This window comes from Burkholderia pyrrocinia (genome assembly GCF_018417535.1).
GTDB classification, from domain to species: Bacteria; Pseudomonadota; Gammaproteobacteria; order Burkholderiales; family Burkholderiaceae; genus Burkholderia; species Burkholderia pyrrocinia_E.
Genome location: NZ_CP070977.1, coordinates 1937813 through 1951992 on the forward strand (window position 1 = coordinate 1937813; position 14180 = coordinate 1951992).

The 14180-nt window shown below is 68.4% G+C and carries 14 protein-coding genes; 9 read left to right on the forward strand and 5 right to left on the reverse strand.

The genetic code is table 11. The features are described from left to right. The first annotated feature begins 106 nt into the window (after positions 1 to 106). From JYG32_RS09000 to JYG32_RS09010, 3 genes are all read left to right on the forward strand, one after another. A complete protein-coding gene (locus JYG32_RS09000; protein ID WP_213265346.1) occupies positions 107 to 874 on the forward strand; it encodes an AzlC family ABC transporter permease in 768 nt (255 codons plus the stop codon). Continuing rightward, positions 871 to 1209: an AzlD domain-containing protein gene (locus tag JYG32_RS09005; RefSeq protein WP_174381648.1), complete on the forward strand. Its 339-nt coding sequence runs from the start codon at positions 871 to 873 to the stop codon at positions 1207 to 1209. The genes JYG32_RS09000 and JYG32_RS09005 overlap by 4 nt, the downstream gene beginning before the upstream one ends. Before the next feature lie 161 nt (positions 1210 to 1370). Continuing rightward, positions 1371 to 2153, forward strand: a complete 783-nt coding sequence (locus JYG32_RS09010; protein ID WP_174381647.1) for a DUF4088 family protein — start codon at positions 1371 to 1373, stop codon at positions 2151 to 2153. Between the two features lie 130 nt (positions 2154 to 2283). Here JYG32_RS09010 and JYG32_RS09015 read toward each other — a convergent pair whose 3' ends face one another. After that, complete coding sequence (locus JYG32_RS09015; protein WP_174381646.1) at positions 2284 to 2685, reverse strand: hypothetical protein; 402 nt, start codon at positions 2683 to 2685, stop codon at positions 2284 to 2286. A gap of 270 nt (positions 2686 to 2955) precedes the next feature. Here JYG32_RS09015 and JYG32_RS09020 point away from each other — a divergent pair, with 270 nt between their 5' ends. The 3 genes from JYG32_RS09020 (at position 2956) to fumC (ending at position 6236) form a co-directional block, all read left to right on the forward strand. Continuing rightward, entirely contained in the window at positions 2956 to 3174 is a 219-nt protein-coding gene (locus JYG32_RS09020; protein ID WP_006486208.1) for an RNA-binding S4 domain-containing protein, read from the forward strand. Positions 3175 to 3310: 136 nt separating this feature from the next. After that, positions 3311 to 4699 carry a multidrug efflux MATE transporter NorM gene (norM, locus tag JYG32_RS09025; protein WP_174381645.1) on the forward strand — a complete coding sequence of 463 codons (1389 nt, stop codon included), beginning with the start codon at positions 3311 to 3313 and terminating at the stop codon, positions 4697 to 4699. A gap of 142 nt (positions 4700 to 4841) precedes the next feature. Further along, positions 4842 to 6236, forward strand: coding sequence for a class II fumarate hydratase (gene fumC / locus JYG32_RS09030; protein WP_174381644.1), 1395 nt, complete (start codon positions 4842 to 4844; stop codon positions 6234 to 6236). Positions 6237 to 6283: 47 nt separating this feature from the next. Here fumC and JYG32_RS09035 read toward each other — a convergent pair whose 3' ends face one another. Then, a complete protein-coding gene (locus JYG32_RS09035; protein ID WP_012328135.1) occupies positions 6284 to 6796 on the reverse strand; it encodes an acyl-CoA thioesterase in 513 nt (170 codons plus the stop codon). 128 nt (positions 6797 to 6924) lie between these two features. Beyond that, the gene (locus JYG32_RS09040) at positions 6925 to 7065 is read right to left on the reverse strand and encodes a hypothetical protein (RefSeq protein ID WP_174381643.1); all 141 of its coding nucleotides are present in this window, start codon (positions 7063 to 7065) and stop codon (positions 6925 to 6927) included. A gap of 201 nt (positions 7066 to 7266) precedes the next feature. Between JYG32_RS09040 and JYG32_RS09045 the strand changes: the two genes are divergently transcribed. Beyond that, complete coding sequence (locus tag JYG32_RS09045) at positions 7267 to 7974, forward strand: ArsR/SmtB family transcription factor (protein WP_174381642.1); 708 nt, start codon at positions 7267 to 7269, stop codon at positions 7972 to 7974. Between the two features lie 162 nt (positions 7975 to 8136). Beyond that, a complete protein-coding gene (locus JYG32_RS09050; protein WP_213265347.1) occupies positions 8137 to 10710 on the forward strand; it encodes a DUF6600 domain-containing protein in 2574 nt (857 codons plus the stop codon). Between the two features lie 102 nt (positions 10711 to 10812). Here the strand turns inward: JYG32_RS09050 and JYG32_RS09055 are convergent, their stop codons facing one another. Together JYG32_RS09055 and JYG32_RS09060 are read right to left on the reverse strand one after the other, a co-directional pair. Beyond that, positions 10813 to 11784: a thymidylate synthase gene (locus tag JYG32_RS09055; protein ID WP_174383171.1), complete on the reverse strand. Its 972-nt coding sequence runs from the start codon at positions 11782 to 11784 to the stop codon at positions 10813 to 10815. A 41-nt stretch (positions 11785 to 11825) separates the two neighbouring features. After that, complete coding sequence (locus JYG32_RS09060) at positions 11826 to 13223, reverse strand: sigma-54 dependent transcriptional regulator (protein ID WP_174383170.1); 1398 nt, start codon at positions 13221 to 13223, stop codon at positions 11826 to 11828. A 500-nt stretch (positions 13224 to 13723) separates the two neighbouring features. On the opposite strand from JYG32_RS09060, the gene JYG32_RS09065 reads away from it, so the two are divergent. Then, complete coding sequence (locus JYG32_RS09065; RefSeq protein ID WP_213265348.1) at positions 13724 to 14050, forward strand: hypothetical protein; 327 nt, start codon at positions 13724 to 13726, stop codon at positions 14048 to 14050. Positions 14051 to 14180: the final 130 nt, after the last annotated feature.

A 14180-nucleotide genomic window follows, 5' to 3' on the forward strand; every position in this document is an offset into this window, starting at 1 on the left:
GCCGTCGCTTGCCGCCGCGCCGGCAAACGCCCGGGCATCCGCCTCGAACCCCGCGAGCGCAAGAACATACAAGCCCGCAAACCACCGGCCCGCTATCCTCCCACTCATGGAGGAGCGCTCTTTGAACCCGACACCCGCATCACCCCCTCGCCGCCCGCTCAACGAATGGCTCGACGGCGCGCGCGACACGATCCCGATGATGATCGGCGCGGCGCCATTCGGCGTGATCTTCGGCACGCTCGTCGGCGGCGGCCCGCTCGCCGCGTGGCACGGCGCGCTGATGTCGCTCGCCGTGTTCGCGGGCTCGGCACAGTTCATCGCGCTCGGCCTGATCGCGGGCAGCGCGAGCTTCGTCGTCGTGCTGGCGACGACGCTGATCGTGAACCTGCGCCACCTGCTGTACAGCGCGACGCTCGCGCCCTATGTCGCGCACCTGCCGCTGCGCTGGCGCGCCACGCTCGGCGCGCTGATGACCGACGAGGTGTTCGCGGTCGCCTATGCGCACTACCGGCACTTCCCTCCCGGTGCGATCGGCCCGCACTACTTCTTCGGCTCCGGGCTCGCGATGTACCTGAACTGGCAGGTCTGGACCCTCGCGGGCATCGGCTTCGGCGCGGCGTTCCCCGGCCTGCAGTCGCTCGGCCTCGATTTCGCGATGGCGGCGACCTTCATCGCGATCGTCGTCCCGCAGCTCGGCACGCTGCGCTATTTCGCGGCGGCCGCGACGGCCGGCACGCTCGCGTACTTCTGGCAGGGCTGGCCGTACAAGCTCGGACTGCTCGGCGCGGTCGCCGCCGGCGTCGCGATCGGCGTCGCGCTCACGCTGCTGCACGAACGCGCGCGCGCCGGCTCGCGCACGGAGGCCGCATCGTGAGCTACGCGCTGCTGATCCTCGGGATGGCCGTCATCACGTACGCAATCCGCACGACGCTGTTCCTGTTCGGTGAGCGGCTGACCTTCCCGCCGCTCGTGCGGACCGCGCTCGGCTTCGTGCCCGTCACCGTGCTGACCGCGATCATCGTGCCGATGACCGTGTCGCCGCATGGCGGCACGGCCGAGCTGACCTGGCGCAATCCGCAGCTCGTCGGCGCGCTCGCCGCCGTGCTCGTGTCGGCGGCGACCCGCCGCCCGCTCGTGACGATCGCGGCGGGGCTCGCGGTATTCTTTTTCTGGCAAGGGATCGTGCTGCCGCACTGGCTGCCCGTCTGAGCGAACGCTCAGCCACGCGCACTCAAGTTTCCGCCCGGCGTGCCGATATAGGGAATGAAAACCCGCCACCGGCCTCGGCGCGCACCGGTCAGTCGACGCTGCGCCCGTACCGGTGCGCCGTGCCGGCCGCCGGCTTGCGCGGGCCGCCATCGAGACGATTCATGGGCCAGATCACCCTTTCCCTCAAGGACGACACGCTCGAGTCCCTGCGCAAGGACTACGACGCGTTCGTCCGCGTGTCGCTGAAACTCGACCCGCAGTTCGCGACGCCGTCGTTCGAGGATTTCCTGCGCGCGAAGCTGCTCGACAACATGGTGCCGCTGACCGAGCACGCGGTGCAGCGGATGCTGCAGGGCGGCCAGTACGCGTGGGCAAAGCGCACGCTCGACAAGGAGTTTCCGGACGTCGTCGCGATCCTGATGCGGCAGGCCGCCGAATTCGGTTTCGGCTTCGCATCGCGCTCCGAATGGACGCCCGACGAACTCGCAAAGGCGTGCCGCGACTGGGCGAAGGCGATCGTCGCCGAAGCGCAGGGCGACCCGTCGCTGATCGACCCGCTCGCGTCGCAGATCAAGAGTGCGGCCCAGGACATCCAGACGCTCGAGGAACTGATGCAGACGCCCGCGTGGCGGCTCGCGGAATCGCTGCGGCAACGGATTTACGAGGCCAAGCTCGCGTGCGAGATGAGCGTCGGCAGCACCGCGCGCGACAAGCTCGGTGAACTGCGCGGGCTGCTGCGGCTCGGGCTCGCGCATGGCTCGTTCCAGAAGCAGGAAGCGCAGCAGATCATGGAATATCTGCGGCTGCTGAAGCCGGAGATATTCGTCGAAGAGCCGTACGACGTCTTCGCGCGGCTCGCCGCGTGGCTGCGCAGCGTATTCACGCCGGCCGCCGCGCGACCCGCGCAGGGCCCGGGACAAGGGCAAGGACAGCGCCGGCCGTGACCGCGCGCCCGTTCTGCTGAAAGCATGACCCGATGAAAACGGCCCGGTTCGCACGAAGCGAACCGGGCCGCCGGACAGCCACCGTCACGACGCGCCCTCCGGGGCGAGCGTCGTGCGGCACCAGCGCCGCTTACTGCGTGGCGCCCTGGGCCGATGCACCGCCTTCCGCGCCGACCGATGCGCCGCCTTCGGTCGCTTCGTCGGCCTTCGCCTTGGCCGAGCCAACATGGCTCTTGGTCGACTTCGCGGCATGCTTCACGTGCTTCTTGGCCGAATGGACGGCCGACGACGCCGTATCCTTCGCGCCGTCGGCTGCCGCACCGACCGCCTCGGTTGCGCCGCCGACCGGATTGCCCGACGCGTTCGCGCCGGCGCTGCCCTGCACGCCCGCGCCGACACCCGCCGCCGGGGTCTGAGCCTGCACGCCGGCACCTGCCGCACCCTGCGCCGCCGTACCCGTCTGGGCAAACGCGGCCGAAGTGGCGAACGCCGTCAGCGCGGCACCGATCAGCATCGTACGAATCTTGGACATGACGATCCTCCTCAAGAAATTGTGGGCGCGGACCGCAGCGATGCGGCCCGTCGCGTCCCCCGCCGCAACACGCAGCAGGTACGACAAAAGACCCGCGGCCCGCACGGCCGGTTCTCGAATCTCTCAGACTGTTACCCACCGTTTCATTTGCTGACGAATCGCTCACAGTCCTTAACAACTGCGTGCCGCGGCCGGCCGCGCTCGCGCGCCGGCCCGCGGTGCCGTATGATGCGGGGCGATTCCTCCTGCGCATTGCGCACCCTCTTCGTCATGCCCAATCTGGATTTCACGCTGACCGGCGAATACGTCGAGCTGCACAACCTTCTCAAGATCACCGGCCTCGCGGACAGCGGCGGCACCGCGAAGCTGATCGTCGCGTCCGGCGCGGTGAAAGTCGACGGCGCGGTCGAGCTTCGCAAGACCTGCAAGATCCGCGCGGGCCAGGTCGTGCTGCTCGGCGACACGCGCATCGCGGTGCGCGAGGCCTAGGCTAGGGTCGTTCCCCCTGCCCCCGACATGGCCATCGGCGCGCGCGTTCGACACAGTACGAATAAAGCCGTAAGCTAGCCGTCTCTCAAAATAAATACAGACAGCGCGGGCCCGTACCCGCGCGAGCGCCCATTCCATGTCGCATTCCGGTCTCACGCGGACGGCCGCTGCGCCGCCGTCCCTGTCCAGTCACGCCGCCGATACCGCGCGCCTCGCCGCACCGCTCGCGATCGCGCAACTTTCACAGATGGCGATGAGCGTCACCGACACGGTGCTGCTCGGTTCGCTCGGCCCCGATTCGCTCGCGGCCGGCGGTCTCGGCGCGAACTTCTTCTTCGTCATCGTGACCATTCTGCAAGGCGTGCTGTCGTCGGTCAGCGTGAGCGTCGCGCATGCGCGCGGCGCCCAGGCCGAGGACCGCGTGCCGCACATCTACTGGACGGGCTTCGCGCTGTCCGTGCTGCTCGCGATTCCGGCAATCATCGCGCTGTCGCTGGCCGAACCGATCCTGCTGATGTTCCACGAGCCGCCGCTGCTCGCGCGCCACGTCGGCGAATACACAGGCATCCTGCGCTTCGCGGCGCTCGGCAGCCTGATCGGCGTCGGGCTGATGCGCGCGTTCCTGCCGGCGATCGGTGCCGCGCGACGGCTGCTGTGGGTGTCGATCGGCGGCGTCGGCGTCAACGGCGTGCTGAACTACGGGTTGATCCACGGCGCATTCGGGCTGCCGCGCCTCGGCTTTCTCGGTTCGGCGGTCGCGACGACGATCACGATCTGGCTCACCGCGCTCGCGCTGATCTGGCTGCTGCACGGCCGGCAGCGCTTCCGCCATTTCGTGACCGCGGCGCGCCCGAAGCTGCCCGTGATGGGCGAGCTGATCGGCATCGGCTGGCCTGTCGCGATCACGTACGGAGTCGAATCGACGCTGTTCCTCGGCACCGGCCTCACGGTCGGCGTGCTCGGCGCGACGTCGCTCGCCGCGCACCAGATCGCGCTGAACGTCGCGTCGGTGTCGTTCATGGTGCCGCTCGCGATCGGCCAGGCCGCCAATGTCCGCGTCGGCTACTGGGTCGGCGCGGGCTCGCCCGTCGCCGCGCGGCATGCGGGCTTCGTCGCGCTCGCGCTCGGCGTCGCGTTCATGTCGCTGTCTGGCGTCGTGATGATCGTCGCGCCGCACACGATCGTCGGCCTGTACCTTCACCTCGATGACCCGGCCAACGCGGCCACGGTGTCGCTCGCCGCGTCGCTGCTCGGCATCGCCGCGGTGTTCCAGATCGTCGACGGGATGCAGACCGTCGCGTCGGGCGCGCTGCGCGGCCTGAAGGACACGCGCGTCCCGATGCTCGCCGCGACCTTCGGCTACTGGGGCATCGGCTTCCCGACCGGCTACTGGTTCGCGTTCCATGCGGGCCTCGGCGCGCGTGGCCTGTGGTGGGGACTCGCGGCCGGCCTCGCGAGCGTCGCGGCGCTGATGGCCTGGCGCTTTCATCTGAAGACCGCGTCGCTCATCGCGGCGCGGCACTGAGCGCGACACGACACGAAATCGCGGCCGGCGCTATGCTTGTCGGCTGAAGACCTCAAGACGCCGTGCAAGCGGCGCGACTGCCTCACGATACGTCTGACGCCGCGCGACGCGCGGCCTTTCCCCTTTCCAGGAGGAGTGCATCATGAACGAAGCAGTTCGGATGGAACGCGACACGTTCGGCGAGATCGCCGTGCCGGCCGACCGGCTCTGGGGCGCGCAGACCGAGCGCTCGCTGCAGAATTTCCGGATTTCGACGGAGAAGCAGTCGCCCGAGCTGATCCACGCACTGGCGATCGTCAAGCGCGCCGCGGCCGCCGTGAACCAGTCGCTCGGCGTGCTGGCCGACGACAAGGCGCGCGCGATCATCGACGCGGCCGACGAGATCATCGCCGGCAAGCATCCGCGCGAATTCCCGCTCGCGGTCTGGCAGACGGGCTCCGGCACGCAGACCAACATGAACCTCAACGAGGTGATCGCGAACCGCGCGAGCGAACTGATGGGCGGCGAGCGCGGCGAAGCGCGCAAGGTTCATCCGAACGACGACGTGAACCGCGGCCAGTCGTCGAACGACGTGTTCCCGACCGCGATGCATGTCGCGGCCGCATACGCGATCGTCAACCACCTGCTGCCGGCGCTGCGCACGCTGCGCGCGACGCTCGACGCAAAATCGAAGGCGTTCGCCGACATCGTGAAGATCGGCCGCACTCACCTGCAGGATGCGACACCGCTCACGCTCGGCCAGGAGTTTTCCGGCTACGTCGCGCAGCTCGACCAGGCTGTCCGTCACGTCGAATCGGCACTGCCGCACCTGTACGAACTCGCGCTCGGCGGCACCGCGGTCGGCACGGGGCTGAATGCGCATCCCGAGTTCGCGGTGCGCGTTGCCGACGAAATCGGCCGCCTGGCGAAGCTGCCGTTCGTGACGGCGCCGAGCAAGTTCGAGGTGATGGCGGCCGCCGACGCGCTGGTGTTCGCGCACGGCGCGCTAAAGACCGTCGCGGCCGGCCTGATGAAGATCGCGAACGATGTCCGCTGGCTCGCGAGCGGGCCGCGCTGCGGGCTCGGGGAACTGTCGATTCCGGAGAACGAGCCGGGCAGTTCGATCATGCCGGGCAAGGTGAACCCGACGCAGTCGGAGGCCGTGACGATGCTGTGCTGCCAGGTGTTCGGCAACGACGTCGCGGTCAACGTCGGCGGCGCGAGCGGCAATTTCGAGTTGAACGTGTTCCGGCCGATGATCGCGCACAACGTGCTGCAATCGGTGCGACTGCTCGCCGACGGCGCGCAGAGCTTCAACGACCACTGCGCGGTGGGCATCGAGCCGAATCGCGCGCGCATCGACCTGCTGCTGAACGAATCGCTGATGCTCGTGACGGCCCTCAATCCGCATATCGGCTACGACAAGTCCGCGCAGATCGCAAAGAAGGCGCACAAGGAAGGCACGACGCTGAAGGCCGCCGCGCTCGCGCTCGGCTACCTGACCGAGGCGGAATTCGATGCGTGGGTGCGTCCCGAGCAGATGATCGGATCGCGGTGAAGGCAGGACGACGGGCGCGGCGCGAAGCGCGCAGCGCCCGCGGACGGTCAGACCGCGCCCTTCGCGACCTCTTCCGGCTTCATCTCGACGATCTTGTCGAGCGCGGCCCGCACGTCGGCCGCATATTTCGCGAGCACCTTCTGTTCGTCGGTCTCGGGCACGAACGGCGGCACCGGCACCGGGTTGCCGTTCTCGTCGACCGCGACGAACACGACAAGGCAGTCGGTCGTCTGGCGCAGCACGCCGCCCTTCGGGTCGCCGGCGTGCACGGACACATGGATGTGCATGCTGGTGCGGCCCGTCGCGACGACGCGCGCCTTCAGCTCGACGAGATTGCCGACCAGGATCGGACGCTGGAAACGGATGTTGCCGACGCTGACCGTCACGCAATAGCGGCTCGACCAGACGGCCGCGCACGCATAGGCGACCTCGTCGATCCACTTCATCAGCGCGCCGCCATGCACCTTGCCGCCGAAGTTCACGGACGACGGCTCGGCGAGGAAGCGGAATACGGTTTCGGTGCGGTCGAGGGCGGCCGGTACGGGGGACGGTTGGGACATCTTGTTGGCTCCAGGCGGCAGGGGCGCTGTAATCGGGCCATTATACGTTGCACTGCGGCAACGCGTCGCGGCGCGCCCCGTGTGGCGCGGCGGCGTTGGCCGCCCCCACGCGCATGAATCGGCGCCCGTCAGCGGCGTATCGTGATGCCCTGATCGATCGTTCCGTACATCTCGAGGCTGCCGCCCCGCTCGCCGGCGGTGCCCGCGCCGCCCTGCGCACAGGCCGCGCAGACGAGCGCGGCCGCCAACAGGCAAAAAATCGTCTTCATCGTTGCATCGTGTCACGTGCGGCGGCCCGCTGCCGCCCCGTTCGGCCATTCTACGCGTGCCCTGCTCGGGGCCGCAGTCCGGTCCGCCGCAGGGCCGGTACCCGCGCCGCCATCGCTGCATCCGACATTTCAGCCGGATCCGAAACATCGAATGCCGGCACCCACTACACTGCAAGTCATCCCGCCTGACGAGACACGACGATGACCGATCACGACGACCACCACTTTCCGGGCCTGAGCCGCATCGGCGCGCTGATCGCCGACCCGGGGCGCGCCGCGATGCTGTGGGTGCTGATGGACGGCAGCGCACGACCGGCCGGCGAACTGACGATGATCGCGGGGCTGTCGCCGTCTGCGGCGAGCGCGCACCTTGCGCGGCTGACCGACGGCGGCCTGCTCGCGCTCGACGTGCGCGGCCGGCACCGCTATTACCGGATCGCATCGGCCGACATCGCGGCGTCGCTCGAGGCGCTCGCGAACGTCGCCCGCGCGGCCGCGCCGCACCGCCCGGTTCCGCCGCCGTCGCGCACGGTGCCGGCCGAACTGCGCTACGCGCGCACCTGCTACGACCACATGGCCGGCGAGCTCGCGGTGCGCATCTTCGACGGGCTCACCGCGCGCGGCTGGCTGCTCGCCAGCGGCGATGCGATCGAGACCACCGAACTCGGCACCCAGGCACTCGCGCAATGGGGCATCGACGTCGCCCAGCAGCGCGCGCGCCGGCGCCGTTTCGCGTGCGGCTGTCTCGACTGGAGCGAGCGGCGCTCGCATCTCGGCGGCGCGCTCGGCGCCGCGCTGCTCGACAGCTTCTGCGCGCACGGCTGGATCGAGCGCTCCGCTCGGCCGCGCGTGCTGCGCGTCACCGTGCCCGGGCAGCAGGTTTTCGACGGGTGGCTTACGTCCGCTTGACGCCTGTATTGCGGCTGCACGACAACGGCGCGCGATGGACAGGTTTTGTTACATCGCGTGCCATCCGGCTTACAAAACACCGAGCATTGAAACAGGCCGAGCGGATATTGTGAACTCAACGGCACGAATCGACGCGCCGCGATAACGACGAAGACGTTCACCATGGCCACCCTGTTCACGCTCAAGCGAACCGCCCGCTACACGCTGCTCGCGTTCGCCGCGCTTGCGGCACTGCCCCCCGCATTCGCGCAATCGGCCGATGCCCGGCCGTATGCGGCCGCGGCACGGCAACCGGGTGGCGATCCGCCGAGCCGCGTCGCGCGGCTCAATTACCTGTCCGGCGCCGTGACGACCGAACCGGCCGGCACTGATACCTGGTCGTATGCCGCCGTAAACCGGCCGCTGACGACCGGCGACCAGCTCTGGAACGATGCCGGCGCGCGCTCGGAACTGCACATCGGCTCGACCGCGGTGCGGCTCGGCAATTCGACGAGCCTGTCGGTGCTGAACCTCGACGACACGACGACGCAACTGAAGGTCGGCCTCGGCACCGTATCGACGCACGTGCGCGAGCTGCCGGCCGGCGGGGCGTACGAAATCGACACGCCGAACCTCGCGCTCGGCATCACGAGCCCCGGCGACTATCGCGTCGATGTCGCGCCGAACGGCGCGAGCACGACGGTAACGGTGCGCAGCGGCAGCGCGACCGTCTACGGCAGCAACGGGCAGTATCCGCTGTCGCCCGGACAGCAGGTCGTGTTCACGGGCACCGACCTGCAGGTTGCGCAGCAATCGCCGGCGCCTGGGCCCGATGCGCTCGACCAGTGGGCTGCCAGCCGCGACGCGGCCGAGGAGCGCTCGGTATCGGCCCGCTACGTGTCTCGCGACGTTCCCGGCTACCAGGATCTCGACGCGAACGGCACGTGGCGCGAAACCCCGAATTACGGCGCGGTATGGGTGCCGAACGACACGCCGGCCGACTGGGCGCCGTATCACGACGGCCACTGGATCTGGCAGGCGCCGTGGGGCTGGACATGGGTCGACGATGCACCGTGGGGCTTCGCGCCGTATCACTACGGTCGCTGGGCGTACGTGGACGATAGCTGGGCATGGGTGCCCGGCCCGATGGTCGTCAGCGAGCCGCCCGTCTATGCGCCGGCGCTCGTCGCGTTCGTCGGTGGCGGCGGCGGTCCCGACTGGAGCGTCGCGCTTACCGTCGGCGGCGTCGCCGCGGCCGGCTGCGCATGGTTCGCGCTCGGCCCGGGCGAATCGTGGCACCCGGGCTGGGGCGGCTGGAGCCCGCACTACTACGACCGCGTGAACCGCAACATCGTGGTGAACAACGTCAACGTGAACGTGAACAAGACCGTGAACGTGACGAACATCACCAATATCACCAACATCAACAAGACGTACGTGAACTTCCACGCGCCGCACGCGATCACGGCCGTGCCGGCCTCCGCGTTCGTGCACGGCCAGCCTGTTGCGCACTTCTCGCAGCACGTCGATCCGCAGCAGTGGCGCAACGCGCACGTGACACCGGGTACGCCCGGCATTGCGCCGGTGCGCCAGAGCTTTACCGGCGGGTTGCGCAATGCCGACTACCGTCCGCCGGCGGCCATCGCGCAGCACCCGTACGTCGCGACGCGCAATCCTGCGGTGCCGGCCGCGTATCGCGACCAGGCCGCCGCCCACCTCGCGCAGCAAGGCGGGCGCGTACCGGGCGCCGGCGCCCCCGTCGTGAAGACGAACGTGCCGGCCGACTACACGGCTCGCCCGGTTCGCGTTCCAGGCAACCCGAACGGCGGCGCATGGGCCATGCACAACGTACAGCTCGTGAATCCGCACGGCCCCGTCGTGCAGCCGACACGCGCGCCGCGCGAAGGCCAGCCGCCCGCCGTGCAGGCCGGACGGACGGGTGCACCGGTGCCAGTGCCGGTGCCGGGCGCGCCCAATATCGCGCGGCCGGCGAACGGCGAGAACCCCAATGCGCCGCGCTTCGCCAACGGCGGCATGCCGCAGGCACCGGGTAACCCGGCACCGCATCAGGCATTCGGGCCCGGAAACGGCGTCCCGCATCCGCCGGTGGCCGGCAATTTCCCGTCGGCCATCGGCAACACGCACGCAGCCGAGGCGCCGTCGCCTGCATGGATGCAGCCGCACACGCCGATGGAGCGCCAGCGCCCCACCCCGCCGACCGCGCTCCACGCGGCAGGACAGAATGCGCTGCCGCCCGTGCGCAGCGCGGTGCCGGTGCCGCATCCTGACGGCGCGCCGGCGCCGCAGGGCGCGCATCCCGACGGCCGGAACGAAGCGCCGCGTGCGCTGCCGCAACCGCGGATCGACACGACAGCGCAGATCCCGCAGCCACGTCCGCGCCCGGAATTGCCGACGCCGGCCCAGCATGCGCAGCCGCAGCCGCAACCGGAACGGGCCGCCCCCGCGCCGCAACCGCGCCCCGAATTCGCGCAACCGGCACCGCACCGCGAAGTCGCGCCGCCGCGCGTGAACGAGTACCACCCGCCGGCCCCCGCCGTGCACGAAATGCCGCGCCCGCAACCGCAGGCGCCGCGCGTGGAACCACGGCCGTCGATGCCCGCGCCGCACATGGAGCCGCGACCGTCGATGCCCGCACCCCGGATGGAACCGCGGCCGCAACCGGCGCCGCACGTCGAAGCACCGCGCCCGAGCAACCCGCCGCCGCAAGGCGGTCACGATGAGCGGCACCGCCAGTAAGTGCCGCAAACGTGGAACAAAAAGGCCCGACCGGCATCAGCCGGTCGGGCCATCTTTCTGCGGGGGCCGGGCCGGTGAAACCGCGCGGTCCGGGCCGGGCAATCAGACCGCCATCGGCGCGGTCAGCGGCTCGTGGTGGCGGTAGCCGACGAGCGAAAAATCGGACGGCTCGATCTGCTCCAGCCACTCGGGCGCATAGACGCCCGTCTTCGCGTATTCGGGCACGCGCTCGGCAATCTCGAGCCGCGGGCTTTCGTACGGCTCGCGCGCAAGCTGTTGCTGCAGCATGTCGAGCTGGTTCTCGTAGATGTGCGCATCGCCGATGAAATACGTAAACCAGCGCGGCGTGTAGCCCGTCAGGCGGCCGACGAGCGACAGCAGCGCGGCCCCTTCCGTCAGGTTGAACGGCGTGCCGAGCCCGACGTCGTTGCTGCGGATGTACAGGCACAGCGAGATCTCGCGCTTCGTCGCGTTCGGCAGGAACTGGTACAGCAGATGGCATGCAGGCAGCGCGATCTGGTCGAGCACGGCCGGATTCCACGCGTGAAACAGGATGCGACGGTCGGCCGGGTTCTCCATGATCGTGTCGAGGCACTGGCGCAACTGGTCGATCGCCTTGTACAGCAGCACCTTCGGCGCGCCGTCTTCGTCAAAACGCGTGACGATCCGGAAACCGCGACGCGTCGCGTCGGCGATCTGCGCGTCGGCGCCCGCGTCGAGCACCTTGTATCCCGGCCACTGACGCCATTGGACCCCGTACACGTCGCCGAGATCGTCGACGCCCTGGCGATACGGGTTCGCAAGCCATTGCGCGTTCTCGTTCGCGTTCGCGTCCCACACCTTGCAGCCAAGCGCGCGGAAATCGGCCGCGCTACGCGACGCGCGCAGGAAACCGACCAGTTCGCCGATCGCGGACTTGAACGCGAGCTTCTTGGTCGTGACGGCCGGGAAGCCTTGCTGCAGGTCGAAGCGCAGCATCGCGCCCGGCATGCTGACGGTGCGGATCCCCGTGCGGTTCTCCTGCCAGCTGCCGGTATCGAGAATGGTACGAACGAGGTCGAGATACTGTTTCATGCGGGTTCCTTCGGCCGCGAGGGCGGCCGTACCCGCCAATTTTAGCAAGCGTGCTGCGGAAGCTCCGGCAACGGCGCCGAAAACCCTGCCAGCGTATCGCCGCGGTCGCGCATTCCGTGCGCACACATCAGCCGGTAAAGCGTGACGCGCGACACGCCGAGTTCGCGTGCGGCGTCCGCAAAACGGCCGCGATGGCGCAGCAGCGCCTGCTCGATCGCCTGCCGTTCGGCCGCTTCCCGCGCCTCCAGCAGCGACACGGGCGCGAGGGTCGCGAAGGCGTGCAGCTCGAGATCGGCCGCGGTGATCATCCTGCCTTCCGACATCACGATCGCACGGCGCACGCGATTGATCAGCTCACGCACGTTGCCCGGCCACGAATAGCCGTACAGCGAGGCCACCGCATCAGGGGAAAAGCCGCGCAGGCGGCGATGCGCATCGCCCTTGAAACGCTCGAGCATGTGGCGCGCGAGCACCTCGATGTCCTTGCCGCGCGCACGCAGCGGCGGCTCTTCGATCTTCAGCACGCACAGGCGATGGAACAGGTCTTCGCGGAACCGTCCTTCGCGCAACGCCGTTTCCATGTCCACATGCGTCGCGCAGATCACGCGCACATCGACCGGCACCGACACGTGCGCACCGAGCCGTTCGATCTTGCCTTCCTGCAGGAAGCGCAACAGGCTCGCCTGGCTTTCGAGCGGCAGGTCGCCGATCTCGTCGAGAAACAGCGTGCCGCTGTTGGCGGCCTCGACGCGGCCGATCTTGCGCTGGTTCGCGCCAGTGAATGCGCCGCGCTCGTAGCCGAACAACTCGGCCTGCAGCAACGTCGACGGGATCGCCCCGCAATTGATCGCGATGAACGGCGCCTGCGCGCGCGACGAGCGCTCGTGAATCGCGACCGCCGTCAGTTCCTTGCCCGTACCCGATTCGCCGGAGATGAACACCGGTGCATCGGTCGCCGCGACGCGACGGATTGTCCTGAAGAGTCCGAGCATCGCATCGCAGGTACCGACCATCTCGCCTTCGCTGCGCCCCGCACCGGCGGGCGGCACAACAGGTTCGGTCAGCGCGACCATGCCATGCGCATGACCGACGGTCTCGACGATCCGCGACGTCTCGTACGGCATCGTCACGTAGTCGAAGCAATAATCGCGAATGAGATGGCGCAACGTGGCGTCCTGCAACTGGCCGCGCCGCGTCGCGGCGATCCAGCCGATGTGCTGGATGCTCAGGCAGGATTCGAGTTCGCGCAGGTCCGAGGGCTTGAAGCCCGGCGAGAAATCGAGCAGACCGGCCGTTGCAACGCCGTGCTGCACGACGCGCCGTACGTCGCGTACGGTCTCCGCGAGATCGACACGCCAACCGCATTCGTCGAAATGGCCGCGCAACGCGTCGTTCGGTTCGCGCGAATAATAGATCACGTGCCGCTGATCGGCTCCCATATGCCCACCCCGTTCATCAACCATCTAACGATTGCCGCGCACGTCAAGTCACGTGCGAAAGGATCGAATCGGGTCAGCCAATGGTGGCTCGATTCGCCATGCCGATGCGCGGCAACGACAAAGCCTCGCATGATGGCGCTTATCTCGCGTCCGTTTTTTTGATCAAGACAGCTTAGTTATAGGCACTGAATACGACAAATCGATTTCAGCGCCAGTGGCGATGCGGCCGAATCGCTCAGGAAGTCGACGCACGTCAATCATCTGCACATAGCACTTGCGCAGCGAAGTGTTCTTTCATCGGCACACGCGCAGATTTTCATCCTTGAAGCGTATCGATTGAATCCGCAGTATTCCCGAGCCCCCTTGTTTCAGGCCTGAAACATTTTCAGGCGTTTCCCACCACAATTCTCAACGCTTGCGCGTGAATCGCAGTCGTGACAACGGTCCCGGCGCGATGGCATGCATTTCGCTGAATACGGAAAACATCGGAGACAGCGACCATGCGAAAAAATCTTTTACTTGCTTTCGCGCCGGTAGCGATTGCGCTCGCGGCCGCCGGCCCGCCCGTGCCGGCGCACGCGGGTAAAACCGTGAAGCTGGATCGCGCGATGCTGCTTGCCGAAAATGCGCCAAGCATACAGCCCGGCAACGGGTTCAGCATCGTGACCGTGTCGGCACCGCAACCGCTGCCCGCAGGCAAGACTTCGGTGACGCTGTGGGACGAGATCCCGCCACCGCCCCAACTGCCGACGCCGCTCCCGGTACCACTGCCAGGCGACGTGCAGCACGCGATGGAGAGAAACGCGCAAGGCACCACGCGCCAGTGAGCATGCGTCGATCCATTCGATTAGTATTCCGTATTGATTGAATTGGCCGGACAGCATCGATCGGGACCACCATCACCGCCCCCCGCAACACGAGACGGTTTTGTGCCCCGTCCCCCGGCGGGCACTCTTT

Coding starts and splice junctions, on each gene's coding strand:
- JYG32_RS09040 (WP_174381643.1), bottom strand. CDS start 7,065: ATGAAGACGATTTTTTGCCTGTTGGCGGCCGCGCTCGTCTGCGCGGCC.
- JYG32_RS09020 (WP_006486208.1), top strand. CDS start 2,956: ATGCCCAATCTGGATTTCACGCTGACCGGCGAATACGTCGAGCTGCAC.
- JYG32_RS09010 (WP_174381647.1), top strand. CDS start 1,371: ATGGGCCAGATCACCCTTTCCCTCAAGGACGACACGCTCGAGTCCCTG.
- JYG32_RS09050 (WP_213265347.1), top strand. CDS start 8,137: ATGGCCACCCTGTTCACGCTCAAGCGAACCGCCCGCTACACGCTGCTC.
- JYG32_RS09035 (WP_012328135.1), bottom strand. CDS start 6,796: ATGTCCCAACCGTCCCCCGTACCGGCCGCCCTCGACCGCACCGAAACC.
- fumC (WP_174381644.1), top strand. CDS start 4,842: ATGAACGAAGCAGTTCGGATGGAACGCGACACGTTCGGCGAGATCGCC.
- JYG32_RS09000 (WP_213265346.1), top strand. CDS start 107: ATGGAGGAGCGCTCTTTGAACCCGACACCCGCATCACCCCCTCGCCGC.
- JYG32_RS09015 (WP_174381646.1), bottom strand. CDS start 2,685: ATGTCCAAGATTCGTACGATGCTGATCGGTGCCGCGCTGACGGCGTTC.
- JYG32_RS09045 (WP_174381642.1), top strand. CDS start 7,267: ATGACCGATCACGACGACCACCACTTTCCGGGCCTGAGCCGCATCGGC.
- JYG32_RS09065 (WP_213265348.1), top strand. CDS start 13,724: ATGCGAAAAAATCTTTTACTTGCTTTCGCGCCGGTAGCGATTGCGCTC.
- norM (WP_174381645.1), top strand. CDS start 3,311: ATGTCGCATTCCGGTCTCACGCGGACGGCCGCTGCGCCGCCGTCCCTG.
- JYG32_RS09060 (WP_174383170.1), bottom strand. CDS start 13,223: ATGGGAGCCGATCAGCGGCACGTGATCTATTATTCGCGCGAACCGAAC.
- JYG32_RS09055 (WP_174383171.1), bottom strand. CDS start 11,784: ATGAAACAGTATCTCGACCTCGTTCGTACCATTCTCGATACCGGCAGC.